22 protein-coding genes and 1 pseudogene are annotated in these 26,990 nt (G+C 27.9%); 5 read left to right on the top strand and 18 right to left on the bottom strand.

From position 1 onward, the window contains the following. Positions 1-230: 230 nt before the first annotated feature. Both J2Z24_RS12140 and J2Z24_RS12135 read left to right on the top strand, forming a co-directional pair. On the top strand, positions 231-905 hold the full coding sequence (locus J2Z24_RS12140; RefSeq protein ID WP_035148911.1) for a response regulator transcription factor: 675 nt from the start codon (positions 231-233) through the stop codon (positions 903-905). Next, entirely contained in the window at positions 902-1,936 is a 1,035-nt protein-coding gene (locus tag J2Z24_RS12135) for a sensor histidine kinase (RefSeq protein WP_035148915.1), read from the top strand. Before J2Z24_RS12140 ends, J2Z24_RS12135 begins: the two co-directional genes overlap by 4 nt. Before the next feature lie 195 nt (positions 1,937-2,131). Here the strand turns inward: J2Z24_RS12135 and J2Z24_RS12130 are convergent, their stop codons facing one another. Together J2Z24_RS12130 and J2Z24_RS12125 are read right to left on the bottom strand one after the other, a co-directional pair. Beyond that, positions 2,132-2,908, bottom strand: coding sequence for an arginase family protein (locus J2Z24_RS12130; RefSeq protein ID WP_338078436.1), 777 nt, complete (start codon positions 2,906-2,908; stop codon positions 2,132-2,134). Between the two features lie 278 nt (positions 2,909-3,186). Beyond that, positions 3,187-4,167 carry a diaminopimelate dehydrogenase gene (locus tag J2Z24_RS12125; RefSeq protein ID WP_035148919.1) on the bottom strand — a complete coding sequence of 327 codons (981 nt, stop codon included), beginning with the start codon at positions 4,165-4,167 and terminating at the stop codon, positions 3,187-3,189. Positions 4,168-4,322: 155 nt separating this feature from the next. Between J2Z24_RS12125 and J2Z24_RS12120 the strand changes: the two genes are divergently transcribed. After that, positions 4,323-5,315 carry a resuscitation-promoting factor gene (locus J2Z24_RS12120; protein ID WP_035148921.1) on the top strand — a complete coding sequence of 331 codons (993 nt, stop codon included), beginning with the start codon at positions 4,323-4,325 and terminating at the stop codon, positions 5,313-5,315. Between the two features lie 69 nt (positions 5,316-5,384). Here J2Z24_RS12120 and J2Z24_RS12115 read toward each other — a convergent pair whose 3' ends face one another. Beyond that, a complete protein-coding gene (locus J2Z24_RS12115) occupies positions 5,385-6,965 on the bottom strand; it encodes a methyl-accepting chemotaxis protein (protein WP_051593318.1) in 1,581 nt (526 codons plus the stop codon). 422 nt (positions 6,966-7,387) lie between these two features. Between J2Z24_RS12115 and J2Z24_RS12110 the strand changes: the two genes are divergently transcribed. Then, entirely contained in the window at positions 7,388-8,023 is a 636-nt protein-coding gene (locus tag J2Z24_RS12110; protein ID WP_035148923.1) for an HD-GYP domain-containing protein, read from the top strand. Here J2Z24_RS12110 and J2Z24_RS12105 read toward each other — a convergent pair. Beyond that, positions 8,018-8,239: a FeoA family protein gene (locus J2Z24_RS12105; protein WP_035148925.1), complete on the bottom strand. Its 222-nt coding sequence runs from the start codon at positions 8,237-8,239 to the stop codon at positions 8,018-8,020. The two genes, J2Z24_RS12110 and J2Z24_RS12105, sit on opposite strands and share 6 nt — an antisense overlap. 106 nt (positions 8,240-8,345) lie before the next feature. On the opposite strand from J2Z24_RS12105, the gene J2Z24_RS12100 reads away from it, so the two are divergent. Further along, positions 8,346-9,425: a GGDEF domain-containing protein gene (locus tag J2Z24_RS12100; protein WP_051593319.1), complete on the top strand. Its 1,080-nt coding sequence runs from the start codon at positions 8,346-8,348 to the stop codon at positions 9,423-9,425. Positions 9,426-9,514: 89 nt separating this feature from the next. Here J2Z24_RS12100 and J2Z24_RS12095 read toward each other — a convergent pair whose 3' ends face one another. The 14 genes and pseudogenes from J2Z24_RS12095 to J2Z24_RS12030 all read right to left on the bottom strand — a co-directional run bounded on the left by J2Z24_RS12095 (position 9,515) and on the right by J2Z24_RS12030 (position 26,967). Then, positions 9,515-10,756 (bottom strand): zinc ribbon domain-containing protein, encoded by a 1,242-nt coding sequence (locus J2Z24_RS12095; protein ID WP_035148928.1) that lies wholly within the window; start codon positions 10,754-10,756, stop codon positions 9,515-9,517. 53 nt (positions 10,757-10,809) lie between these two features. Beyond that, positions 10,810-11,445: a LysE family translocator gene (locus tag J2Z24_RS12090; RefSeq protein WP_035148930.1), complete on the bottom strand. Its 636-nt coding sequence runs from the start codon at positions 11,443-11,445 to the stop codon at positions 10,810-10,812. A 98-nt stretch (positions 11,446-11,543) separates the two neighbouring features. Beyond that, positions 11,544-13,205, bottom strand: coding sequence for a ribonuclease J (locus J2Z24_RS12085; protein ID WP_035148932.1), 1,662 nt, complete (start codon positions 13,203-13,205; stop codon positions 11,544-11,546). Positions 13,206-13,381: 176 nt separating this feature from the next. Then, positions 13,382-15,287, bottom strand: a pseudogene (locus J2Z24_RS12080) (endonuclease MutS2). A gap of 516 nt (positions 15,288-15,803) precedes the next feature. Beyond that, on the bottom strand, positions 15,804-17,042 hold the full coding sequence (locus tag J2Z24_RS12075) for a metal-dependent hydrolase family protein (protein WP_035148934.1): 1,239 nt from the start codon (positions 17,040-17,042) through the stop codon (positions 15,804-15,806). A 134-nt stretch (positions 17,043-17,176) separates the two neighbouring features. Further along, entirely contained in the window at positions 17,177-18,616 is a 1,440-nt protein-coding gene (locus tag J2Z24_RS12070; RefSeq protein WP_035148936.1) for an APC family permease, read from the bottom strand. Between the two features lie 200 nt (positions 18,617-18,816). Further along, on the bottom strand, positions 18,817-19,188 hold the full coding sequence (locus tag J2Z24_RS12065) for an arsenate reductase family protein (protein WP_035148938.1): 372 nt from the start codon (positions 19,186-19,188) through the stop codon (positions 18,817-18,819). A gap of 66 nt (positions 19,189-19,254) precedes the next feature. After that, positions 19,255-19,836 carry a 4Fe-4S binding protein gene (locus J2Z24_RS12060; protein ID WP_035148940.1) on the bottom strand — a complete coding sequence of 194 codons (582 nt, stop codon included), beginning with the start codon at positions 19,834-19,836 and terminating at the stop codon, positions 19,255-19,257. Between the two features lie 93 nt (positions 19,837-19,929). Then, positions 19,930-20,124, bottom strand: a complete 195-nt coding sequence (locus J2Z24_RS12055; protein ID WP_035146874.1) for a DUF362 domain-containing protein — start codon at positions 20,122-20,124, stop codon at positions 19,930-19,932. Between the two features lie 285 nt (positions 20,125-20,409). Continuing rightward, positions 20,410-20,781, bottom strand: a complete 372-nt coding sequence (locus tag J2Z24_RS12050; protein WP_278320941.1) for a response regulator — start codon at positions 20,779-20,781, stop codon at positions 20,410-20,412. Positions 20,782-20,887: 106 nt separating this feature from the next. After that, positions 20,888-22,951 carry a chemotaxis protein CheA gene (locus tag J2Z24_RS12045; protein ID WP_035146878.1) on the bottom strand — a complete coding sequence of 688 codons (2,064 nt, stop codon included), beginning with the start codon at positions 22,949-22,951 and terminating at the stop codon, positions 20,888-20,890. A gap of 44 nt (positions 22,952-22,995) precedes the next feature. After that, complete coding sequence (locus J2Z24_RS12040) at positions 22,996-23,436, bottom strand: chemotaxis protein CheW (RefSeq protein WP_035146881.1); 441 nt, start codon at positions 23,434-23,436, stop codon at positions 22,996-22,998. 17 nt (positions 23,437-23,453) lie between these two features. Then, positions 23,454-25,736 (bottom strand): methyl-accepting chemotaxis protein, encoded by a 2,283-nt coding sequence (locus J2Z24_RS12035; RefSeq protein WP_035146883.1) that lies wholly within the window; start codon positions 25,734-25,736, stop codon positions 23,454-23,456. Between the two features lie 256 nt (positions 25,737-25,992). Beyond that, positions 25,993-26,967: a TIM barrel protein gene (locus tag J2Z24_RS12030; protein ID WP_035146886.1), complete on the bottom strand. Its 975-nt coding sequence runs from the start codon at positions 26,965-26,967 to the stop codon at positions 25,993-25,995. Positions 26,968-26,990: the final 23 nt, after the last annotated feature.

Raw genomic sequence — 26,990 nt, 5'->3', positions numbered from 1 at the left:
ATACAAAGAACGGTGAATATAAATTTTTTATTCTTCACTGTTCTTTATTTTTTGTTAACTGTCCCTGCTTTACATTAACCACCCACCATTAAGTTTATGGTTAAATTAATATAATGTGCTAAAAATATATTAATCGTTCCCGAGTAAATACGAGCAAAGTATATTTGTAATACTATGTTGGTCAGTATATAATATAGGAAAATAAAATTAATTTAGAAAAAGGTGTTATTATGTTTAAAATAATGATAGTAGAAGATGACCTAAAAATAAGAAATATAATATTAGAAAATTTAAAAAAGTGGAATTTTCAAGGACTTTATGTAGAAGATTTTAATGAAGTATTTAGTGATTTTGCAAAATATCAACCTGACTTAATACTTATGGATATAAATCTACCATGTTTTGATGGCTTTTATTGGTGCAATAAAATAAGAGAAGTTTCTAAAGTTCCTATAATATTTGTATCTTCAAGGGATACCAATATGGACATTATAATGTCAGTAAATATGGGCGGAGATGATTTCATACAAAAGCCATTTTCATTAGACGTTCTTATGGCTAAAATAAATGCACTTTTAAGAAGAACTTACTCCTACTCAAATATAGAATCAAATGTCATTGAAAATAATGGTGTTGTACTTAATTTAAAGGATTGTAACCTAATATATAATGAACATAAAATAGAGCTTACAAAAAATGAGTTTAAAATTATTTATATCCTTATGAAAGAAAATGGTGAAGTAGTAAGCAGAGATAAAATTATGAGATTACTTTGGAAAGATGAAAGCTTTGTGGATGACAATACTTTGACCGTTAATATAAACAGACTGCGAAAAAAACTATCAGAAATAGGTCTCAATGATTTTATTCAAACTAAAAAAGGTCAAGGATATATAATACTATGAACTTAAAAGAATATTTTCTCGACAAAAGATATTTCATTATTTTCTATATAGTTTTAATGACATTTATTTCTGCTATAGTCTACTTAGATGGAACCATTCAGGTAAACTTTTATAATATTATATACATAAATATAGTTGCAGGTACCGTTACTACTATATATCTTTTAGGAGAGTACTTCTTTAATAGAAAGTATTATAATACAATAAAATATATATTAGACAACAGAGAGGAAGATATTATTTATTCCCTTCCTGAACCTAAGAGCTTTAAACAATATTTAAATAATAAACTGTTGATACATATATATATAAATGAGGAGTTAAAAATAGAAAAACTTCATGAAGAAAAGAGAAACAACTCAGAATTTATTACGTCTTGGGTACATGAAATTAAAACTCCAATATCTGTAGCTAGATTAGTTATAGAAAACAGTTTAGGTAAACCTAAAGAAGAAATTTTAAATAGCATTGAAGAAGAAATAGATAAAATAGATAACTATGTTGAACAAGCATTATATTATTCTAAGATAGATGATTTTTCAAAGGATTATTTTATAAGCGACCATAACTTGGAAAAAATAGTGAAAACACATATAACAAAGCATGCTAAATTATTCATAAATAAAAAAATAAAGATAGAAATAAACAATATAGATTTCACTGTGTCTACAGATATAAAATGGTTAGGATTCATAATTGATCAGATATTAAGTAATTCATTAAAATACACTGGTGAAAATGGAACAATAAAAATCAGTGGTGAAAAACTTAGTAAAGAAAAAATTCTTATAATAGAAGATAACGTCATAGGAATTAAATCAGAAGATATAGATAGAGTTTTTCATAGAGGATTTACAGGACATAATGGTAGAGAACTATACAAATCTACAGGTATGGGATTGTATTTAGCAAAGGAACTAGCAAAAAAACTAGGTCATCATATAAGTATAGAATCCTCATATGGTGAATACACAAAGGTCAAAATACATTTTCCAAAGCTTACAGATTACTTTAATATAGTTAAAATGTAGTTTAAAGTTGAGACAGTTAACAACTTTTAATACTTGTTAGCTGTCCCTAATCATTTTATTCAAAATACACAATAACATAATATTTATTAACCTTTCCCTAAAAAATTACTAAAATTATATTCTTCTAGTATAAAAGTTTCTATTTTAAAAATCCTAAGATCCATGCCATAATCTCCCTTTAAATTTCTATAATTACTAACTTATTTTTTTCTCCAACTTATTAATTGTATTTAATATTGTTAAATTAGCTCTATTATTCTTTCGTACTGCTTCCAAACTTTCAGGATAACAGTTCAACACTGGGCTATATGGATATTCTCCACAAACATCTATACCACAAATACGCTTATTTTTAGCAATATATTTTATCAAATTAAGCAACTGCATAAGCTTCATATTTCCTTGGTCCCAATTTGTTACTGCTTCTGATTTTCCAAGAACATCTTTATCAATGCTAATATAGACATTATAAGTAGAAATTGATGATTTTATATATTCTTTTATGCTTGCTTGTCCCATTTGTTCTTTTGATAATATTAGAACTTTCTCATTTAGGTATGATGGTATAGATTCTAACAAATCCTCCCTAGTGCCTATGATAATAACCTTTTTAAGCATCGGCAATCTCTCTAAAGATTTCGATACCCAAGATCCACAAGTTACTAAAGATTCACAAGGAGCATCCTTCATATCTGTATGATGGTCAAATAGAATTAAAGTGAAGGGAGCTTTTACATCTTTCATAAGTAAATATGTAACATAATGATAGTTGCCACTTCCTATAAATGTTATTCCTCTATATTTTCGTTTTTTCAATCTCTTAGCAATAGATGCTAAGGCTTTCGATTCGCAATATCTATTCGTATTTCTGATATCTGAAAGCTTGATCCACTCATAATGAGCTTCCTTAAAATATGTTTGCATTTGATACACTTGATCAAAATCCAATATGTTTACTGAAACCTCCATAATTGATTCGCCTCCATATCAATACTTATTAGTCTTCAATCTGTGAAGTTTCAAAGCCTTTTGATAAAGGTACTACATCAATATTCATATATAATTATACATTTAAGTAAGTTAGGTTGCAAAATAAACACTAAAATTTGGAAATAATTGATGAATATTGAAAACAAAATTAGGGACAGTTAACAATTTTTAATACTTGTTAACTGTCCCCAATTATTTTATTTAAAACACATACATAATATTTACTAACCGTCCTGGAATTGACGAAACTTAAAAATAAATTAAAGTAATTCTTTTCTTAATTCTTCAGGTGATTTAGGTGATAAATATGCAAAAGGAACATCAAAGACTGTTACTGCCCCATACTTTCCTTCTTTTGATAAATTATAAACTCCCCTAGCATAAGCTACCAATACACTTGATGTAAATTCAGGATTACTATCTAAACTTAAACTAAATTCCATTCTTTCTTTATTCCCATCTCCAGTAGTAGCTGTTCTTATAACAAATCCACCATGAGACATTTTTGTATGCTCTTTTTTAAATTCTTCTTCAGAAATAAAATGAACTGTTGTATTATAGTCTGAAAAATAATTTGGCATATTTTTTATAGTGCATTCTATTTTATTTAAATCTGCTCCTTCACAAGGAACTACATAGCAAACTCTTTCATGTTTTTCTCTAACAGTTAATTTTGGATTTTGTCCACTTCTTACTCTGTCTAAAGCTTCTTCTAGTGGTATTGTATACTGTACAGCATTTTTAACTCCTTCTATTCTTCTTACTGCATCTGAGTGTCCTTGGCTTACACCTTTTCCCCAAAAAGTATAATCCACTCCTTGTGGCAATACTACTTCTCCTAAAAGACGATTTAAAGAAAACAAACCTGGATCCCAACCTGTAGATATAAGACTTACAGTTCCAACCTGTTTTGCAACACTATTTACTATTTCAAAATACTCAGGTATTCTTGCATGAGTATCAAAGCTATCTACAGTATTAAACTGTGATGCTACCATAGGCCCTTGTTCTACTAAATCCGTAGCAGAACCTCCACATAAGATCATAACATCAATTACCCCTTTGTACATTTCTAGCTTTGATATATGTACTAATTTAGAATTTCCTTCATCTACATCCTTTAATTCTCTTCTTGTAAAAATAGCTTCTAACTCCATATCAAGGTTATGTTTTATAGCTTTTTCTACCCCTTTTCCAAGATTACCATATCCTACAATTCCTATTTTGATTTTTTTGTTCATAGCTTCCACCCCGTTTATTTATTTTATGAAAATTATACCACAATATTATATTATATGTAATTCAGATTTGACAAAAATCAAATTTCAATGTATTCTTTACCATATAACTATAAAAAAAGGAGATGAGAATTATAGTTAACTTTAAAGAAATTTTTATGAAGAACAAAGTAAAAAGGTCTGCATCTCAACTTGTACTTGCTTCAATAATTCTTCTATTAATCATCTTTGTATATTCAGCACGAAAGACTATTACAGTAATTATAGACGGAAAAGAGAAAAAAATTGTTACTTACCAAAAAACTGTTGGTGAGGCTTTAAAAAAGGAACATATAGAACTAGGTTTAAAAGATAAAATCGATAAAGATTTAAAAACGAATTTAAGTAAAAATGATACTATAAACATAAGAAAAGCAGTAGATGTTAAACTTTTTGCAGATAACAAAGAACTTAGTATAAAATCTGCTGAGCAAGATGTTCGTTCATTGTTAGATGCAGAAAAAATAGTTTTAAAAGCTGAAGATAAAATTAGTCCTAGCCTTGAAACAAAATTATCAAAAGGAATGGATGTTAAAATAATAAGAGTAGCTACAAAAACTATTTCAAGCTCTGCTCCTATTGCTTTTAATACAATTGTTAAAAATGACAATGATTTATTAAAATCTCGAAAAAAAGTTTTACAACAGGGCTCTACTGGAGAAAAGCAGATTACTACAAATGTAGTTTATGAAAATGGCAAAGAAGTATCTAGAAAAGTTATTAAAGAAGTGGTTGTAAAAAAACCTAAAGATAAGATAATAGCACAGGGTACCTTAACTCCTATGTATGCCTCAAGAGGAACTGCTTCCTTTGCTAATTCCAATGTTATTAGAGCGAAGGCTACTGCCTATTGGGCAGTTAATGGGGTAGGTTCTACTTATACTGCCTCTGGAAGAAAAGCTGTAAGAAATCCAAATGGTTACAGTACTGTAGCAGTTGATCCAAGGGTTATTCCTTTAGGTACAAAACTTTATATTGAAGGTTATGGCTATGCTATAGCTGCTGATGAGGGTACTGGGGTAAAAGGAAATTTTGTAGATGTTTTCTTTGATACTTATAAAGAAGCTTGTAATTGGGGTCTAAAGTATGTAAATGTATATATTGTAAAATAAATAAAAAAGCTATGAAATATAAGTCTTACACCTTAATTTCATAGCTTATATTGTTTACTTTTTTATGCACTATACTTTAAATTTACATACCATTTGAGAAAGTTTTTTCGTTCCTTCTTTTACAGAGCCTATAAGTTTTACTACATTATTTGCTCTTTCAACAACTTCTGTTGTTATATTTGCAATATTTTCTGTTCCATTTGCTGCCTCATTACTCCATATACTGACTTCATTAATGGATTTTGTAATATCATGCACTGTATAGGTTATTTTTTCTAATGTATCTTTTAAATCTGACACAAAATTATCCATAAAATCTGCATCTTTATAGTACTGATCTCCTGTATGAATTAAAGTTTCATAATCTTTAATAACATTTTCATCAATAAATTCTAAAACCTTTTCAGAACTTCGAGATAAATTATTTACAGATTCTATTACTCCCTCTGTAACTTCTTTTATTTGGCTTATTGTGTGTTTTGAATTCTCTGCCAGCTTTCTAATTTCATCTGCTACTACTGCAAATCCTTTTCCAGATTCTCCTGCCCTTGATGCTTCAATTGCTGCATTTAATGCCAAAAGATTGGTTTGAGATGTAATTTGAAAAATAGATTCTGTTAATAAATTAATTTGGTCTACTGCTTTTGATTTTTCTATAGCCATCCTCAATTCTTTTTCCATGTTTATTCTTATTTCATTTGTAGCATTTTGAGAATTCTTTGCATTTTGTTTTAAATTTTCAGCTCGCTTACTTATTTCCTCTACAATATTAGCTCCATTATGAGCTTTTTCAGCTATTAAATTAATAGCATTTTCAATTTCTATAGCTTTTCCATTCATTTCTTCTGTTGCCACAGCTGCTTCATCCATACCTGATGCAATTTCTTCAGTAGCAGCAGATGTATTTTCAATTTGTGATGTTAACATATTTATATTTTCATTAGTTGTATTTACTATATTCTCTACATTAGATGACTCATCTATAATAGTAGCTATAATATTTCTAAAAGAATCTTGTACTTCATTTATATTTTTAGCAAGTTCTCCTATTTCATCATTGCTATTAACATCAATATATTGAGTTAAATCACCTTCATTATTAGACATATCTTTTAATTTAATTAACACATTATTTATTGGCTTTATAACTCCTTTTAATATATATCTTAGTGCAATAATTAATACTATAACTCCTACGCCAATTGAAATTACTAATAAAACTACTGTATTAAATATAGACTTCTCTATTTCCTTAATAGAAGTTTCAATATATTTATAAGAATTGCTTTTAAAATCATCCACCTGCTTATTTATAGCTTCAGCCTTTCCATCAAATTCTTCCATCATTATATTACCTTTATTAGGACCACCTTCAATATATGCCTTAGCCATTTTCTTTCCAATATCATAATAAGGAGTAAAAGCTGCCTCCATTCTTTCTACTTCATCTTTATACTCAGGATTTATAGATATTAATTCCTTAAAATTTGATTTAATATATTGTGCATATTTTTCAGCTTCATCAAATCCATCATCAAAACCTTTTGCTCCTCTAGTAGCACTAATATCCGTTAACCATTGCTGTACTTGTACAACATTTAGCTTTAATTCCTCAGATTTAGATAAGGTTTTAAAAGCTTTTTCATTCATTTTTTTCACCTTAATTAAATTCATATTTAATGAATTAATTTGAATACCTACTGTAGCAATGAAAATAATAATAATACTTAGCATAGGTAATATGATTTTCGTTTTCATACTTTTTATAATAATAATCATTCCTTTCTTAAAGTAAATTATTTACTTAATAATATCCTTCATTTGGTAACAATATTTATTATATATCCATATATACCAAACATTCAATACATTTTTCTACAATTTTATATTCATTAATATAAAATTTTCTCAACTAAAATTTTATATTCAATTTCATACTTTTAACCAAACTAACCTAATTTTATTAATATAACTTGAAATTTATGGTAAAATATATTTACAGAATGAGAGTACTATATTATAATTGATAATGATAATCAATACTATTAATACTGTAAGGAGATATTTTATAAATGATTAAACATATTTTTTGTCTAAAAGAAGAAGAACTCTACCATGATATTATAGAAAGCTTGGTAACTGCATTAGAGGCAAAAGATTTCTACACTAGAGGACATTCGGAAAGAGTCGCTGATATGAGCTTTGCCTTAGCTAAAGCTTTGGGAATAAAGGGATTAGAACTAAAATTTATACATATTGCTGCTCATCTGCATGACATTGGTAAAATAGGAATACCTGATAATATACTTAATAAAAAAGGAAAGTTATTTCCTCATGAATGGGAGCATATAAAAATGCATCCACAAATAGGTTTTGATATTTTAAGTAAATCTAATAAATTAAAACCCATAAGCCAAATTGTGCTTCATCACCATGAAAGATGGGACGGAAATGGATATCCCCATAAAATTAAAGAAAAACAAATACCATTGGGCTCCCGTATAATAGCAGTATGTGATTCTATAGATGCCATGATGTCAAAAAGACCTTATAGAAATCCATTAAGTTTTGAAAAATGCAAACATGAAATACTTATAAATAAAGGCATTATGTATGACCCTTTAATCGTGGATTGTTTTATTGAAAGTAACATAAATTGGATAAGTTTTTTAGAAAATTCCTATAAAAAAAATATATTATATTTATAATACATCTACAATTATTTTTGAGGTTATAGAACGTCCAAGTATTAACCTTGAACCTCTAACATTTACAATAAAACCTCCATCCATATTATTTGATATTATTAAAATGCTTGTACCTGAAGTAATTCCCATAGATTCTAACCTTCCCTTTGTTTTGTTATCACAATTTAAATACTTTACTATAACTTCATCACCTATATTTACAAAAGAGAGAGGCATAACAAAAACTCCTTTCTAAAAATAACTATAATTTATTAATAATAATTTTAGCATATATATATTTTTTTGTAAATTTATTATCTGTAATTAATAGGAGGTCTTTATTTTGTTAGATGTAAACAAAGCTACTATAAATAATTTAGAAGAATTTTATTTAATGCTTAAAGCCGTATTTATAGTTTTTATGATCATTGTTGAAAAACTATTAATTCTAGAAAAAAAAGAAAATTCTTTTATAAATAAATATTTAATTGGCTTTTATTTAATCTATATAGGAATTCAATTTGTATTTTTTATTAAAAATATGAATAACAATAAAAATCTAAAACCGAATTTTTTTATAGCTGTATTAGATGCTACTTTTTTATTGGTTTTCATATATTTAAATTCTCAATATCTTTACACTTTAATGCCTATATTGTATGTATATATATTATTTCAAAATATAAGATTTAGTAAGCTGAATCCCCTTATATTCCCTAGTATAGTAACTATAGGGGGAATATTTATATGTAAAAAGTTATTTATTAATATATTCAGTATTGAAAATGTAATAAATATAGCATTTATATATATATTAGCTTTAATTTCTCATATTCTTATAAGTTTTATATATAAACTTATAAGACAAGTTAATTTCATGTTAGAAGAATTACATAGAAAAAATAAAGCATTAGAAAAATTAGCCTCTAAAGATTATCTTACAAATATGTACACTCATAGAAGTTTTTACAGCAATTTTTCAGATATTTTAAAAAATCTTAATAAGGACTCTAAGCTATGTATGGCTATGTTTGATATTGATGATTTTAAAAAAATAAATGATAATTACGGCCATCTAACTGGTGATTTTATACTAAAAGAAGTATCAAAAATTATATTAGATAACCTTAGAAATAAAGATATGGCAGCTAGATACGGTGGCGAGGAGTTTGCAGTTCTTCTTCCTAATACAGAATTAAAAAAAGGTATAGAACTCTGTGAAAATATAAGAAGTGCTATAGAAAACTATATTTTTAAAATAGAAGATTTCCATATAAGAATAACTATAAGTTGTGGTATATCTAGTCTAGAGCTTGGGAATATTTCGAATTGCGATCAACGCAAATTTATAGAACGTGTAGATAAACTTCTATATAAGGCAAAAGCTTCAGGTAAAAATTGTGTTAAATGGAATACTTTTTAAAAAATTCTTAAAATTTTAGGAGATAATTTAAAATCATCTCCTTTAAATCATTTTTAAATATATCTCCTATTAATATTACTATTTAAAATTTAAACAACTTTTATTTTAAAGACTTTCCAATTCATTTCATTATTTTCAAAAATTAATTCATTTATAAATTTATAATTTTCTTCCTCTGAACCTAAATTAAATCCATAGAAATTGTTCTCCTTAGTATAAGTTACTGATACCTGAACAATTGCTTTATAAATTAAGTGTTCTTTTTTTATTTCTATTGCATTTTCATCTAATTTTAACTCACTAAAAATATATTTACTCTTAAAAAATCTTTTATTTTCATTATAAATCTTATAAAATTCATCCTTAACTTTATCAGTACAATTTTTCATCATGGACTTATCTTGTTCTTCCATGGATCGATACGCATTATAATAAAAATCATTTAATAGAGAACTTAAATTTTTTCTAAGTTCATCATTTATGGCATTAACTTTTAATTTTATATCCCCTATATCTTTAATTTCTACCTCTTCACTTTTGGCTTTTCCCCAAGGATATTGCTCTTCTATATAAAGTTTTAAAGATCCATCCATAGGAACAGGCCCTATATTTTTAAACTCTTTTACTGTCTTTTCTGTGTCTTTTCCATTTATAAATACCTTTGCATCTATGGAATCACTGTTTACAGAAATTTTTCCTACTTTTGGATTAATATTAATTGTATTTTCTTTATCTAAAAGAGTTACTTTTTTACTTTCTTTAACTTTACCCTCATAAGTATTAATAACTCCTTCTATATTATAAGTGCCAGGCACTAATGGTCCTAACTTCTCTACTTGGTTATCTTTTTCTGCTTTATAATATAATTTATTATTTAAGAATACTTCAGTATTTTTAAGTCTAGTGTTTATACTTATATAGATTGGAGATATTAAAACTTTATATCTATATCCTATAAATGCTTTCTTGCTTTCCAACCTAATCATTTCATCTTTACTTTCTTCCTTTGTTTTATATCTAAGTACATCTATTTTATTTTTTATAATATGAGGATTTTCCTTAATATATTTCATAAAAGCTTCTACATTATTTGAATCTAGCTTAATCTCATCACTATCTAATTTGCAATATTTTAATATATCCTTTTTACTATTTGATAGCATAGCTTTCTCAAATCCACTTATGACTCTTTCTTTACTGGATTGTATCATTCCATACCCATAACCTATAATAGCCATAAGAAATAAACTTAATACCATAAATATTAGAATATTTTTCTTACTACCATGTTTAGTATATATATTTTGTAATTTATAAAAATATTTTTTCAATAGAACTCACCTTTTCTATAAGTAAAAATTATCCTTTTAATAATAAAGTCATATTACATTTCACCTAATTTTGCTCGTAATAAATTCAATCCCAATGCAATAAACACAGCTCCTGTTATTTTATTTAAGCTAGTAGCTAGTCCCATTTTTTCACTTAACCTACCTGCTATATATGATGAAAATATTACTAATACTATACTCCATAAAGTTGCAGTTGTAATAAATGTAAAACCAAGAATTAAAAAAGGAATTACTCCATAGCTATTATTAGGATGAATAAACTGAGGTAAAAAAGCTAAGAAAAATAAAGCTACCTTAGGATTTAAAACATTTGTAATAACTCCTTGAAAATATATTTTTATAAGGCTACTTGAATTGCTATCCTTTTGTACAACAAGTGAAGATTTTGATATTAAAAAACGAATTCCTAAATAAATTAGATAAGCAGCCCCTAAATACTTAATAATATTAAAAGCCATAGCTGATTTAGCTAATATAACAGATAGTCCCAAAGCTGCCATTATAGTATGAACAATACATCCAGTAGAAATTCCTAAAGCTGACATTATACCTACTTTCTTGCCATTTGAAATACTATTTCCTAATATATATATGGTATCTGCTCCTGGTGTTAAATTCAATACAATACCTGAAATTATAAACACACTATAATTTATAATACCAAACATAAAATCTCTCCTTTCTAAGTTATAATATTATACTATATATCAATTATAATTGAAAATAAAAAAAGGAGCATATTTCAATTATACACTCCTTTTTGCAATTAAATTTCCATAATAATGGGTAACACAATAGGTCTTCTTTTAGTTTGTTCATATAGATATTTTTCAAGAGATTTTTTTATACTTGATTTTAAAACATACCACTCAATAATTCTATTGTCTAAACAATTCTCAAGCTCTCTTTTAACAATTTCTTTTGATTCATTAATTAATTCTTCTGATTCCTTTGCGTATACAAATCCTCTAGTAATTATATCTGGACCTGCTATAGCTTTATAAGATTCTTTTTCTATAGTAACAACTATAGTAATTATTCCATCCTGTGCTAAATGTTTCCTATCTCTAAGTACTATATTTCCAACATCACCTACTCCAAGTCCGTCTACAAATACTGCTCCTGTATGAACTCTTCCAGAAATTTTAGCTTCTTTTCCCCATAATTCTAATATCTGACCTGTTTCCAGAATAAAAATATTTGATTCTTCCATACCTAATTTTCTAGCTAATTTTCCATGATGCTTTAAATGCCTATATTCACCATGTACAGGCATAAAAAATTTAGGATGAACTAATGTATGAATTAACTTTAATTCCTCTTCATAAGCATGCCCTGATACGTGCACTTCTTCTAAATCTTCATAAATTACACTTGCACCTTTTTTAAATAACTGATTAATAACTTTAGATATTAATTTTTCATTTCCAGGTATTGGTGATGCTGAGATAATAAATAAATCCTTAGGCTCTATGCTAATTTTTCTATGATTAGCAAAAGCTATTCTAGCCAAAGCTGCCATAGGTTCTCCCTGGCTTCCTGTAGTTATTATGGTTATTTTATCATTGGAATAATTATTTATATCATCTACACTTATAAGTTCTCCCTCTGGTATATTAAGATATCCTAATTCTATAGCCACTTGAGATATGTTTTCCATGCTTCTTCCACTAAAGGCTACTTTTCTTCCATATTTAACAGAAGCATTAACTATCTGCTGCATTCTATGAATGTTTGAAGCAAAAGTAGCTACAATAACCCTTCCTTCTGCATTAGAAAAAATTCTAGTTAAGGTATCTCCAATAGCCTTTTCAGAAATTGTATGCCCTGGACGTTGTACATTAGTACTATCTGCCATAAGTAGCATTACTCCCTGCTTTCCTAACTCTGAAATACGCTGAAAATCTATAATTGATCCATCAATAGGAGTATAATCTATTTTAAAATCACCAGTATGTAATATTACACCAATAGGTGTATGAATAGCTATGGCACAAGAATCAGCTATACTATGAGTAACTCTTATAAATTCTACTTCTAAATCTCCTACTTTTATCACATCTCCAGCTTTTATTCCATTAAGTTCACATTTTGAAAGTATATCATGTTCTTTTAATTTATTTTGTACTATTCCCAGTGTTAACTTTGTTCCATAGATTGGTAGATTTAATTGCTTTAAAATATATGGTAATGACCCTATATGATCTTCATGTCCGTGAGTTAGAAAGAAACCTTTCACTTTATCTTTATTATCTAATAAGTAAGTTATATCAGGAATAACTAAGTCTACGCCATACATCTCCTCATCTGGAAAGGATACACCACAATCTATTACAATAATCTCATCTTTATACTCAATTGCAGTTATATTTTTACCAATTTCCCCAAGCCCACCTAAAGGAATAACTTTCACACTATTATTAGTCATCACTGATTTACCTCCTTAGCTCTCCTATTAATTTACTCCTAAATTTATACTAACTACTTAAATTATACACTAATGCTGTAATATTAATCTATAAAAATTTTCTAAATTGTTAGAAAACTAATTTTTATGTCAAAGCCATACATGTTTTTCATGGCTTTGACATACTTTTAATAATTCTATTTGTTATTCTTCATTTCCTTTTGAATTTTTTTCAAAGCTTTTTTAGATCCTCTTTTAATATCCCTTTCTAATTTTCTCTCACTATAACTTACAAATAAGCTATTTAAGTCATAGCCTTCAGGATACAAATCTTCAGCTTTAAATTCTAACTTAACTCTTTTTTCATTGACTTCTATAAAATCTTTTTTATATAACACTATTATATTGTTGAATCTGTCTTTTTCTTTATAAACAATTCCAGATTCTTTATAATCCATAAGAAAGACTTTATCGCCTACTTTAAATTGGTAATAGTTTTCATCGCTTGTATATTGTTCCCCAACTTTCTCTCTTTTAATCTTACTTTCCTTTACTAAGTTAAAATTATAATCTTTACTTTCTATATAAATCTTAGCTTTTTCTAAAATAGAATCCTTTATACCCATTTTCTTAGATATCCAAAGAGCATTACTTTCTCCTGATTTTCCTATAATTAACTTGTATAATGGTTCTAAGGTTTCACTTTTAAACTGCATTGCTGCATTTTGAAAGTCTTTATGCGTTTCAGAAAAATTCTTTATTTCTCCATAATGAGTAGTAGCTACAGTTATACATCCCTTATGATAAAATTCCTCTAGTATAAGCTATAGCAAGACCTGCTCCTTCATTAGGTTCTGTTCCACTTCCTATTTCATCACATAGTATTAAAGTGGATTTATTGCTGCTTTTAATTATATCCGCTAAATTTTTTATATGCGATGAGAAGGTACTTAAAGAATTTTCTATACTTTGATTATCACCAATATCAACAAATATATTCTTAAATATTGACATTTCAGTTCCTTCTTGGGCTAAAATATGGAATCCTGATTGTACTGCCAAAGTTAAAATACCTACAGTTTTTAGCACAACAGTTTTTCCTCCTGCATTAGGCCCTGTTATTATTAAAGTTCTATAATCTTTTCCTATATTAAAATCTAAAGGTACTACCTGTCCCTTTAATAAAGGATGCTTTCCTTTAATGATATTTATATATCCATAATCATTAATTTTAGGTTTTATTCCGTCTATTGCCTCACTATATTTTGCCTTAGCAAAAATCATATCATATTCTCCTATTACTTCTATATTGATTTTGATTTCTCTTAGATTATCAAATATAAAGCCTGTTAAATAGGATAATATTTTATATTCTTCCATCGCTTCTTCAGATTTTAATTCTATTAACTCCGTAGTATATCTAGATATAGTACTTGGTTCAATAAATACTGTAGAGCCTTTAGATGAAACTTCTACAATTGTGCCTGAAACCAGATTTTTGTATGCTGCTTTTATAGGTATAGTCCATCTATCATTTCTTTTACTTATAAAAAACTCTTGGATATAGTTTTTATTGCTACTGCTTTTTAAAAACTTATTTAGTTTTTCTTTTATTTTACTTTCTGTATTTTCTATAAGTCTTCTTATCTTTTTTAATTCTTTACTGGCATTTGAATCTACTAAACTTCCTCTTATAGAGAACTCAATTTCTTCTTCTATAAATTTAAATTCTGTAATTGAGTTTGCATATGCACTTAATGTAGGAGCATAAAATTCTTTTCCATTCATAAATTCTTTAACTTTTCTGCATCCTCTTAAAAAGTTACACATAATAGTTAAATCTTCTGGCTCTAGTATTATTCCTTTTTCAACATTTTCTATAATATGATCTACATTGAATATTCCTTCTAATGGAATGTAACTAGAAAGTCGTAATAAAGCTTTTCCTTCACTAGTTTCACTAAGCCTTTTTTCCACAACATTTAAATTTTCACTTGGTTTTAGTTTGTCTATTAATTTCTTTCCTAATCCACTTACACAGTAATATTTTACCATTTCTTTTAAATCATTGTACTGTAATTTATCAAAAGCGTTTATATTCATTTCTTTCTCTCCCTACATAGAATTTTTGTTCTATGAAGATCAAATTCACCTAGTACAATAAAAAAGTGCAATACATCTTTTTAGTTGACAGAATATAATTTCTGAATTAATAGATTTCTTTTTAAAAAAGCATTTAATTAAATTCTAACTTCCCTTATTTTAAAATTTCCTTATTTAAAAGCAATTCTATAATTCTCCATAAAGCAAAAAAAGCTGCGAATACCTCCACAGCTTAAAATACGCACTTTTATAAAAGATAGCATAAACTATCTCCTATATAATATATACAAGTACTTTGTGGCTTTGTATCTTCATAGATCTTCAAATAAATCTACAACAAATAAAGGTATGTATTTACCCCTTTTGAAAGATTTATTTAAGTATAAAATTTAACCTATTTTGAAAATACCCCGCTCATAAAGCACTCCTTTTTTTTAATTTAATAAAACTTATCTTTTAGCATTATATTACATATATCTATATGTTGTCAACTATAAAGTTTATTTTTTAAATTAATTATTTTCTCTTAACAAAAGTACCTTCTTTCATAATAACTTCCATTTTTTCTGTAGCTATATTGTGAATATCTTCTAGTGGATTTTTTGATAAAACAATAAGGTCAGCAAATTTACCCTTTTCTAAAGTTCCAGTAACATCATCTATTCTAAGCATTTCAGCCCCATTTTTAGTAGCAGCCAAAATTGTTTCCATTTCTGTAAGACCAGCTTTGTTAAGTGTATACATCTCAGTAATGGCATATTTGCCATATGGAGTCAAGCTACTGCAAAATGAATCAGAGCCAACTGTAATTCTAATTCCCTTTTTATTTGCGTTTTGTAAGTTGCTAATTATACGATTCAGCTCTTTTTCTGCAGTTGTTTTTCCTGGAAATTGATCATGAATTGCTCTATATGGTGGTTCATACACTGTAAACCATTCATAGAAGAACTGGAGAGTTGGACAGAAAGTAATATCTTTTTCTTTCATTATTTCCAAACATTCTTCATTTAATTCTTGTCCATGAATAATTGCAGATACCCCAGCTTTACATGAATTAAGTGCTCCTTCGTAGCCTTCAGCATGAGACCATACAGGTAGTCCTACCATGTTACATTCATCCACTACTGCCTGAATTTCTTCCATGCAATAATGTAAATCTGCTTTAGCATCAAGCCTCCATATACCTCCACCTGTAGACCAAATCTTAATAGCATCTGGATTTTCACGAAGTCTTCTTCTTACTGCTTTTCGAAGATCCCAAGGGCCATCTACTCTTTCAGCCCAAGGATGAGAAGCATTGTTATATTCTAAAGGTAACTTATGAGAATCCCCATGTCCCGCTGTTCTACAGAAACCAAGTCCTGTGGTAACCACGCGTGGTCCTGGAATTATTCCTTCTTCAATCATGTTACGAATATATATACCTGAACGTGAAATTTCACCTACAGAGGTAAGTCCATGTTCAAGGGCTTCACGAGCTTGGGCTACAGCAACAATTGTTTTCTGTATGACTGGTTCAAGTACCCAATCTGTATCACTATCAGTTCTATTTCCACTAAAATGAAGGTGTGAATCAATTAACCCAGGTATAATAGTTTTTCCTGTAACATCTATTTTTTTGTAATCTTCTTCAACTTCTTTCATTACCCCAGCATATTCAATTTTCTTTTCATTAATAAGTAATAAAGAGTTTTGTACTGGTTCTCCACCTTTTCCGTCTATTAATAGACCACCCATAAATGCAATTTTACTCACAATATCTCCCCCTAACATAAATTTAATTAACAATTAAAAATAGATAATTGAAAGTTATAGATAATTTTTCTCCATTTTCATTACAAAAATTTAAGATTAATATTTATTATTTATTATCTATTCTTCGTTATTTATTAGTTAGAAACACCATTTTTGCTTATTGCTTTTTTAACATTTCTATTTCTAACAAACATAAGTGTAAGTCCTATTAAAAACCATATCATTACCACACTCCATTCAACAGAGTTTAAAGAAGCAGGACTACCTGGAATAACCAACAATCCTATAATAATAAGTGCTGTAATACAAGCTAAGGATATTCCAATTTTTCCCCCTGGTACTTTATAAGGTCTATTTATATTAGGCTCTGTTCTTCTCATTCTCAAACAAGCTGCACTAACCATAAAACATGCAAAAATAAATGCAAGAGAACTAACATTAGTAAGTGGTACTAACATCTTATTTCCTAAAAATGGCCCCATTATAGTAAGTATAGCCATTAAAGTATTAGCTGCTTTAGGAGTTCCATTCTTTTTATCCAGCTCACTAAACTTTTCAGGTAATTGACCTTTTCGTCCCATAGCAAGTAAAATTCTAGTAGTAGCTCCAAAGAAAGAATTCATAGGTCCTAGTGGTCCCATAATAGCAATAAACATCATTACTTTTGAAAAAATCTTAAGTCCTATTACTGATAAAATAGTTAAAGCTGGTATATTATAGGTTACAAATTCTTCCCAAGGCACTATTGTTCCAAATGAATATATACATATCATATAAAATATACCAGCGGCCATTAATGCCATACTTATAACTTTACCAAACTTATTCCAATCAAGCCCTTCTGCAGCTTCCTCTGCTTGTTGCGGTATAGTATCAAATCCTGCATAAAAAAAAGGAGTCATAACTAACACTGGAAGAATACCCATCCATATACTTGATGAGCCTCTAGCTCCTGAATTTGCTGCTCTATATATTGGATGCAGGTTTTTAGGACCTCCTCTAAATAAAGAAATCCCCATGGCAATTACCATACCTGCCAGTAATAGCTTAGTTAAAAATCCTTGAAGCTTTGCAGCAGCAGAAGCTCCTTTAAAATTCAATCTAATAACATAGCCTGCAAAAATAAGTGATACAATTAGTGGTGGAAGATATACCGTAGCTCCCATTATTTCATATAGTGGAATAATTTTAAGTGCAGGTATAAATTCTCCAACTAAAGATGAAATAGCAATTGCCTCCCAGGGACATAAAATTCCATTTCCTAAAGCTAAAAACCAGCCAGTAAAGTATGAAAGTTTGTTTCCAAAGGTTCTTGAAACGTATTCAACTATTCCTCCTGACACAGGTATAGCAGCTGTGAGTTCTCCAAAAACTGCACCTATGGGAAGCAAAAATAAGGATCCTATAATGAATGCAATTATTGCGGCTGTGGGGCCTCCGCCTATAATCATCCAATCTCCAACTAATAAAACCCACCCAGTTCCTATAATAGCTCCAAATCCTATGGTAAAAAAATTCCATAAAGATAAAGTTTTTTTCATTCCTGTATCTTTAGTTGGTGTACCAGTAGACATTCTTATATACCCCCTTCCTATTAAATGGATCATGAGAAAAATTGACAAAGAAATAGAGAACAGCTTCTTCTATTTCTTTGTCAATTCTATTTTACTCCTTTAATAATTTTATTCAACCATATTTTTCCATGACGTTCATAATTTTTTTAGTTTAAATTCTTTCTTCTCATACTATCTCATTAATACTCTTTAATAGTTCTTTATTTAATATCAACATTTAATAATTTTTTCTCCCATTCCTCTTCTTTAAATCCCACTAAAACAAAATCTTCTCCTATAACTAAAGGACGCTTAACTAACATGCCATTACTTGATAATATGTTTATTAACTCCTGTTCACTTGCAGTTTTTATCTTATCTTTTAAATTCATTTGTCTATAAAGAACACCACTTGTATTAAAAAATTTATTTATCTTAAATCCGCTTCTTTTAATCCACTGTTTCATCTCTTCTTCTGTTGGATTGTCTTCTACAATGTGTCTGTCTTCAAAGGATATTTTATTGTCTTCCAACCATTTTTTAGCTCTTTTACAAGTTGTACATTTAGGATATTGTAAAAATAAATACTTCATAAACTTCACACACCTTTATCTATTATTAATTAATACTTATTATTAATTATAATATTTTCCATAAACTTATTCAATACTATTTTTCAAACTGCAGATTCCCTGAGTCATAGTTCCCATAGGACAATATACACACCAAGATCTTGGTTTATATAAAATCATAGTTATAACTCCTAATATATTTGAAGTTAGCATTAAACTATAGAATCCAAAGGCAAATTGTGCTATCCATGAAGGTACAAAGCTAGTATTAACCCAATTCCATGGTAATTTCCAAATCCAAAGTAGTGTTATAACCTCTCCTAATTCTTTATTTCCTGCAAATACAAGATAGGTATTGAAAATCATTATTGAGAACATTACTAGAAAAAACATTAAAAAACCGTATCTAAAAGCTTTAGTTCTTAAAAAATTAGGAATTCTTTTATTTCTAGACAATTTTAACTTCTTACCCATAATATCTAAAAGCTGCCCTCTACCACAATAATTATTGCAATAAGCCTTTCCGCCTCCAAATATAGATATAAACAGTGGTACTAAAAAACATATCATACCTAACCATGCAAAAACTATATTAAATAATCCTAAAAATAAATATATTAAAGATGCAATCCATAAATAATCTCTTACCTTTTTATTATTTTTTGTCATATAATTTTCCTCCCTCTATTTTTTATTGGATAATTATCTGTCATAATATTTTCATGTAAATTTATGAAAACAATTCATAAAAAAATTCAAAACTTACTTAATTTCAATAACTGAAGCTGGACATTCTCTTTCACATTTGCCACATCCCACACATTTATCTAAATTTATTTTTGCATATAATCCTGAAACTATTTCTATTATTCCTAGTGGACAAACTTTTGCACATGCTCCACAGGCTACACAATATTTTTCTTCTATAAATGCTTTTTTGCTTAGCTTTTTTACCATAATCATCCTCCTCAATATACTTTTTTATAAATAAAATATATTTATACTTCCAAATTTCATCAATTTACATTTTTTATACTAAAATAAAGTTTTAAATAAATTATTTTAACCTCTCTTAATATACCCCATATAGGTATATTAATATAATTCTAAACTTTTGTCAATATACCCCTTATAGGTATTTTATAAAAATTTAAAAGGTCTGTCTCAAAATTAATTTTAGACAGACCTTCATTTTAGCTTTCTATAAGTATTAAATATTATACTTATTAAGTTTCAATATTCTTAAGCAAGTTGTTCTTTTCCAATTCTTTCTATTTCATCTAATAATCTTTGTGGATCCAATGGCTTAACTATAAAAGTTTTTGCCCCAGCTTTAATTGCACGCATAACTCTTGTTTCTTGTCCCATAGCTGAGCACACAATAATCTTTGCATTAGGATCATACTTTAGTATCTCTGATATAGCATTTTCTCCTTCCATTTCAGGCATAGTTAAATCCATTGTTACCAAGGAAGGTTTTAACTGTTTATATTTTATGACAGCTTCAACACCATCTTTAGCTTCTCCTGCAACTCTTATATTATTCTCATCAAGAATTTTTTTTATTGATAACCTCATGAAATCTGAATCATCTACTATTAAAACACCCATAATATATTCTCCTTTCAAATAACTATATTTTTTATTTATCCTCTTCCATTGACAATGCTTTCACTTCTTAAGTAAACCATAGGTACTGATATTGTTTAGTTTTTTGTATTTAAATTCCCTTGATTATTGAAGGAACATCAATTACCTGAGCAAAACTTCCATCTCCTAATATGCTTACTCCTGAAATACCTTTTAATGGTCCCATTAATTTGTTTTCTCCAGTAAATTCTCCTATAGACTTTATTACAATTTCTCTTTCTCCTAACAATTTATCCACTATAAAGCCAACTCTTTTCTCAGAATATCCTACTATAACAAGAAACATTTTATTATCCTGTACACTTTTATATAAATCAAAAAACTTTCCAATTCTAATAATAGGAATTATTTGTTCTCTCCATTTATAAACTTCTATTCCATTTACCATGTGAATTTTTTCTTCAACTTCTCCATCTTTTAATCTAATAGTTTCTATAATAGATGTAATTGGTATTGCAAATGTATATTCATCTTCTTTAATAAGTAAAGCTTGTACTATAGCTAATGTTAATGGCAGCTTTATAATAAATTTTGTTCCTTCTCCCAGCTCCGTTTCAATATCAATTATTCCATTCAATTTTCCTATATTGGACTTTACAACATCAAGTCCTACCCCTCTTCCTGAAATATCACTTACCTTGTCAGCAGTAGAAAATCCTGCTTCAAATATAAAGCTTATTATATCTTTATTTTTTAAAGACTTTAATTCCTCTTCTGTAGCTAATTTTTTTTGCAACACTTTTCCTTTTATTTTTTCTACATCTATTCCTCTTCCATCTTCAGCAATTTCAATTACAACATTGTTTTCTAAATGTTTTGCACTTAATTTCAATGTTGCCACTTCATTTTTTCCCTTATTTTTTCTCTCATCAACTTCTTCAATTCCATGGTCAACAGCATTTCTTATTATGTGAGTTATTGGATCAATAAGTTCTTCAATAATACCTCTATCAATTTCTGTTTGTTGCCCTTCAATTATAAAATTTATCTTTTTATTACACTTTTTAGCTAAATCCCTAACCATTCTCGGAAATCTATTAAATATATTCTCTAAGGGTAGCATTCTAGTAGACATAACTGTTTCTTGTAGATCTTCACTTATATAATTTATATGAGAAAGCACATTAGATAATTTAGCAGTCAAAGGATCATTTTTATATTTTGCTTTTAATTCTTGTGATATTTGACTTAATGCTTCTTTATCAATAATAAATTCTCCAACTAAATTTAATAACTTGTCCACCTTATTTACATCTATTCTTATAGTCGAGGCTTCTTCTTTTTTACAAACACTTTTTTCTATAACACTTTTTGTATTGCTAGATGAATTATTACAACATGGCTTATCCTTAACCTTTTTAATATAAACTTTATCTATTTCAGAAATAGATTTAATGTTTTTATAAATATCATCATAATTCTTTGTCGTAGCAATAATTGCATCTAATATACCATCATAAGTTTCCTCACATACCTTTTCAAAATCCTCAGGCTGAATTTTTATTATTTCACTAATTCCATTTAAATTATTTTGTATTAAAAATCCTTTTACAGATTTCATTTTAGTACCTTTATTCATTGCTATCTTTATTTTATATACATCTAATTTAGTGTCTACTTTACTACATAATGCATTCTCTTCTTCTGTTAAAAATAATTCTTCCTCACAAAATTCTTTACATTCCTTTATTATATCTTTATTGACTATTGATTTTGGTATACACTTAATCTCTTCTAGTATATCTTCTGCTGTAAATTTTTCTATATCATCCATTAAGGATTGTACATTTATATGGCATGTTTCCCCTTTAGTTATAGCAGCATGTATGCTTTTAAGCATATCAACACTTTCTAATAATACATCCATTATGTCGTCATTTATAAATACACTTTTTTCTCTTATTTTATCTAATAAACTCTCTACATTATGTGCTAAATTAGACATTTCCTCAAAGCCAATAGTTGCAGCTGAGCCTTTTATAGAATGTGCCATTCTAAAAATTCTATTGATAATTTCATCAGTATCTTCAGAGTTTTCAAGAGAGATAAGATCTTCCTCCATTTTTTCTATTTGCTCTTTTGTTTCTTCTAAAAACATATTCATATAAATATCATCAACATTAAAATTATTCATACTATTTTAATTACCTCCCTAGTTGTTAAAAACAATGCTGAACATTAAAATATAGTTACATTTGTGCTTAATATATTATGGATATCTAAAATAAATATTAATCTATTATCTTTATTTCCAACCTTTATTACATATTCACAATTATTTTTAACTTCTTCTGGTGGATTAAATAATTCTTGTTCCTCAAAGCATATAACATGAGTTACACTATCTACTAAAATTCCTATAACCATGTTCTGCACCTTTATAATAATTATTCTAGACTGTTTATCTATACTTTTTTCTTCTAATCCTAATTTTTTTCTTAAATTTATTATAGGCACAACTTCCCCTCTTAGATTTATTATGCCTTCTATATAATTTGGCACTCTAGGAATAGGTGTAATTCTAATCTCCTTTAGTCTGTCAATTTCGTGTATTTTCATTATGTCTATAGCATATTCCTCATCCTTAAGAGTAAAGACCACATATTGATTGTCATTCATTCTTCATTCCTCCATATCTATTTAATCTTAAAGATAGATACGGTATCAATTAGCATATTTGCTTTACTTGCCATGCTTTCTGCCGTAGTTGCTAACTCCTCTGCCCCTGTAGCAACCTCACTAGCTGAATTGCTTACATTTTCTGATGTAGCTAAAACTTCTTCACTACTTGCAGATTGTTCTTCTGCGGCGCTGGCTACTTGCTGTGTTAAATTATTAATTCTCTCAATTTCTACAACCATTTCACCTACAGAGGCAGACTGTTCTTCTACCAATGCTGAAGATTGCATAGATACTTCATTTACTTTTTCAATAGAATTCATTATAGATTTACTAAATTTTGATTGTTCTAATGTTATTTTAGCAATTTCATTTATTGAATCAGCAGTTTTTTTAATTGCTTCAAATATCTCATCTAAAGAGTTTCCTGTATCCTTTACTAAATCAACTCCATTTTTTACCTGATTTGCACCGTTTTCAGTAGTAGTAATAGTGTATTGTACTTCTTCTTGAATATGTTTTACCAACTTTGTTATATCCTTTGTGGCCTCTCCAGATTTCTCAGCTAAACTTCCTATAGCTCCTGCCACCACTGCAAACCCTTTTCCATGCTCCCCCGCTCTTGCTGCTTCAATGGATGCATTTAATGATAAAAGGTTTGTCTGCTCTGCAATATCATCAATAACTTCAATAATGTCTCCAATTTGTACCGCTGCTGTTCCTAAGCCCTTTATTACTTCCGTTAAATTACTAACTACAGAAATAACATTATCCATTTCTTTGATTGTATTATCTATAGTAATTCTTCCTTCTTTAGCTAATCCTTCAGTTTTTAGTGCCTCTTTATTTGCACTGTTAGAATTATTGGCTACAAGTTCTATAGAAACATCCATATCCTGTAAGGATTTCGTAACCTCTCCCACAGTAGCTGCTGTTTCTTCTACTTTCTTAGACATTTCAACTGAAGCTTTACTCATTTCTCCAATAGAATAAGAAATATTGCTTACATTTTGAGAAATACTAGTAATGCTTTCTGAAACTTCAACAATAGAACTGCTCATTTCATTCATAGTAGCAGTTAACTCTTCTGAAGAAGAACTTTGGTTTTCCGCTGCTGCTGCCATTTCTGATGCTGAATCTCCTACTATTCTTGAAGACGATTCCACATCTTTGGCAGTATTTAACACCTGAGTTATAGCATTTTGCTGTGCTTCTAGCATTGAATTAAAACTATTAGATAATTGCCCAATTTCATCTTCTAACTTAATTTCACTTCTAACAGTTAAATCACCATCTTTTGCTTTTGCCATTAATTGCATAAGATTTTTAATTGGTGTTGTTATTTTTTTAGAAACTACAATTGCAACTACTGCCCCAATTATTATTGCAATTATTGCAATAAGTACAGTTCTATTTTTAATACTTACAGCACCTACCATATATTCATTTACAGGGATATTTATAGCCACTGACCAATTACCTACAGGTTTATATGCTACATATTTTTTCATTTCAGCATATGTATAAACTCCATCACTTTCATTTTTTTCTATCATTGATTTTATTATATTATTTAATTCTTTATTATCTTTAGAAGTATCTATCATATTTTCTTTTAATATCTTATCTGCTTGTGGATGATATAATACTAATCCATCTTTGCTTATCATAAAGGCATATCCTGATTCTCCTGATTTGACTCCAGCTAAGATATTAGTTATAGCATCAAATTTTATACCTGCACCAATAATTCCTATAACAGCACCCTTTTCATCTTTTATAGGATAACTATAATTTATTTCTGGTTTTTTTGATAATTTAGATATAACAACATCACTAAAATTAGCATTTCCTGAAATACTTTGTTTAAAATAATCTCTGTCTGCTATATTCATTCCCTTACTATTACTAGAATCTAATATAATATTTCCATTTGTATCTGCAATAAAAATATCTTCACTTATATTAGATTGTGCTTTTTGATAATCTATTAAAATTTTCTTAGTATTATTAGCCATATTAGCATCTAATTTATTATTTTTTACTCCAACTACATAATCTGAAATTTGCGATAAATTACCAATCAAATTTACTTGCTCTTTAATTTGTGATGTTTTCATGTCTAGTTCTTTCGCCGCTGAATCTAGTATGATTCTTATTTTACCTTTAGCTTCTGCTTCTAAAGATCTTTTTGCACTGTTATAGGAAAAAAATCCTAAAACTATTACCGGAATAATAATTAATACAAGAAAATAACTTATTAATTTTTCCATAAGATTTAGTTTAATGATGTTTTTCATAAATGTCCCCCCATACTTTTTGGTGTAATTTGTAATATAATGTAAAATTTATAGAAAAAAATGTATGATTTATTATTATTCCATATAAATTTTAAAATTCCTGCAAGTTTAAATATTTTTTTTATATTTATAAAAATAATATTAAAATTCTATCTTTTTTGTAAATAACAATATTTTCATCTAATATTTTTCCATTATTTGATTTATTTTTAAAAATACGGTTTAAATATTAAGGTATTTACTCAAGAATTATTAATCATTTAGCTAAAGCTTCATCCTGAATCTTAATGAATTGTTCAAGCTCTACAAGTGAACTTGTAATAAATTCATATACAATATATTCAGGTTTAATAAATTCAATTATTTTAGATACAGACTTATCAGTAAAAGGTTTATGCTGGTCTATATTTATTACATGACTGAATGCATTTCCATACATTTTCTCCGAGTTCAACATACTTTCTATATTATTGTTCTTATTTATTTGTTCAATTACATATTTGCCTGATAAAGAACAATTAAGATGTATGCCCTTTATAAAACTTTTTAGCTCTCCAAGATTATTAATAGTATTTAACACATATTCCACAGCCTGTGTTTCATTTTCAATATAATAATTTGTATTCATCAAATGCCCAGTATCAAGCATAAATCCTTTATTCCAATAATTAACTTTCTCTAACATTCTAAATGCCATATCTTTATGAATCATAGTAAGACCTGGCCACCATAAATTTTCAAATAAAAGTTTTACATTAGTATTTAAATCTTTAAATATGTCATTTATTAGTTCCGCTGCAGCATCTATAATTTCACAATCAGAATAGGTAAATTTATAATTAAATACATGTTCTAACTGCACATGTGACACATGAAAAATTACATATTCAGCACCAATTTTATCAGCAGCTTGTATTTCTTTTTTGTAGGATTGTATTATAGATTCCTTGTGAATTCCTCCATAATACATTTCTACATCATCCATGGTTTCAAATTGTGTTAAAAGAGCTTCTCTATCACCATTCCAAAAATCAAGCCATGCAGGGTAGTATTTTAAATGCACTCCCTTTACTGACTTTTTAGGAATAATACTCTCTTCCCACATTATTGGGTTTAAAAGTTCAATTCCATCCATACCGTTCTTTTGTAGAAAATTCATTATTTTACTATGGTCATGGTTAAACATTTGAGTATCATGATCATATGTAGATAAATTAATAAGCTTTAACAATTAACTCCATCTCCTTAAATCAC

Origin of the sequence: Clostridium tetanomorphum (assembly GCF_017873215.1) — a bacterium.
In the GTDB taxonomy this organism is placed as follows: Bacteria; Bacillota; Clostridia; order Clostridiales; family Clostridiaceae; genus Clostridium_AO; species Clostridium_AO tetanomorphum.
Note: the sequence above shows the minus strand (reverse complement) of the source record. Positions and strands in the feature narration are given on the sequence as shown.

Bases quoted from the DNA above. Each gene is read 5' to 3' on its own strand.
- J2Z24_RS12140 (WP_035148911.1), top strand. From the start codon at position 231: ATGTTTAAAATAATGATAGTAGAAGATGACCTAAAAATAAGAAATATA.
- J2Z24_RS12135 (WP_035148915.1), top strand. From the start codon at position 902: ATGAACTTAAAAGAATATTTTCTCGACAAAAGATATTTCATTATTTTC.
- J2Z24_RS12125 (WP_035148919.1), bottom strand. From the start codon at position 4,167: ATGAACAAAAAAATCAAAATAGGAATTGTAGGATATGGTAATCTTGGA.
- J2Z24_RS12120 (WP_035148921.1), top strand. From the start codon at position 4,323: ATGAAGAACAAAGTAAAAAGGTCTGCATCTCAACTTGTACTTGCTTCA.
- J2Z24_RS12115 (WP_051593318.1), bottom strand. From the start codon at position 6,965: ATGAATGAAAAAGCTTTTAAAACCTTATCTAAATCTGAGGAATTAAAG.
- J2Z24_RS12110 (WP_035148923.1), top strand. From the start codon at position 7,388: ATGATTAAACATATTTTTTGTCTAAAAGAAGAAGAACTCTACCATGAT.
- J2Z24_RS12105 (WP_035148925.1), bottom strand. From the start codon at position 8,239: ATGCCTCTCTCTTTTGTAAATATAGGTGATGAAGTTATAGTAAAGTAT.
- J2Z24_RS12090 (WP_035148930.1), bottom strand. From the start codon at position 11,445: ATGTTTGGTATTATAAATTATAGTGTGTTTATAATTTCAGGTATTGTA.
- J2Z24_RS12085 (WP_035148932.1), bottom strand. From the start codon at position 13,205: ATGACTAATAATAGTGTGAAAGTTATTCCTTTAGGTGGGCTTGGGGAA.
- J2Z24_RS12070 (WP_035148936.1), bottom strand. From the start codon at position 18,616: ATGTCTACTGGTACACCAACTAAAGATACAGGAATGAAAAAAACTTTA.
- J2Z24_RS12065 (WP_035148938.1), bottom strand. From the start codon at position 19,188: ATGAAGTATTTATTTTTACAATATCCTAAATGTACAACTTGTAAAAGA.
- J2Z24_RS12060 (WP_035148940.1), bottom strand. From the start codon at position 19,836: ATGACAAAAAATAATAAAAAGGTAAGAGATTATTTATGGATTGCATCT.
- J2Z24_RS12055 (WP_035146874.1), bottom strand. From the start codon at position 20,124: ATGGTAAAAAAGCTAAGCAAAAAAGCATTTATAGAAGAAAAATATTGT.
- J2Z24_RS12045 (WP_035146878.1), bottom strand. From the start codon at position 22,951: ATGAATAATTTTAATGTTGATGATATTTATATGAATATGTTTTTAGAA.
- J2Z24_RS12040 (WP_035146881.1), bottom strand. From the start codon at position 23,436: ATGAATGACAATCAATATGTGGTCTTTACTCTTAAGGATGAGGAATAT.
- J2Z24_RS12035 (WP_035146883.1), bottom strand. From the start codon at position 25,736: ATGAAAAACATCATTAAACTAAATCTTATGGAAAAATTAATAAGTTAT.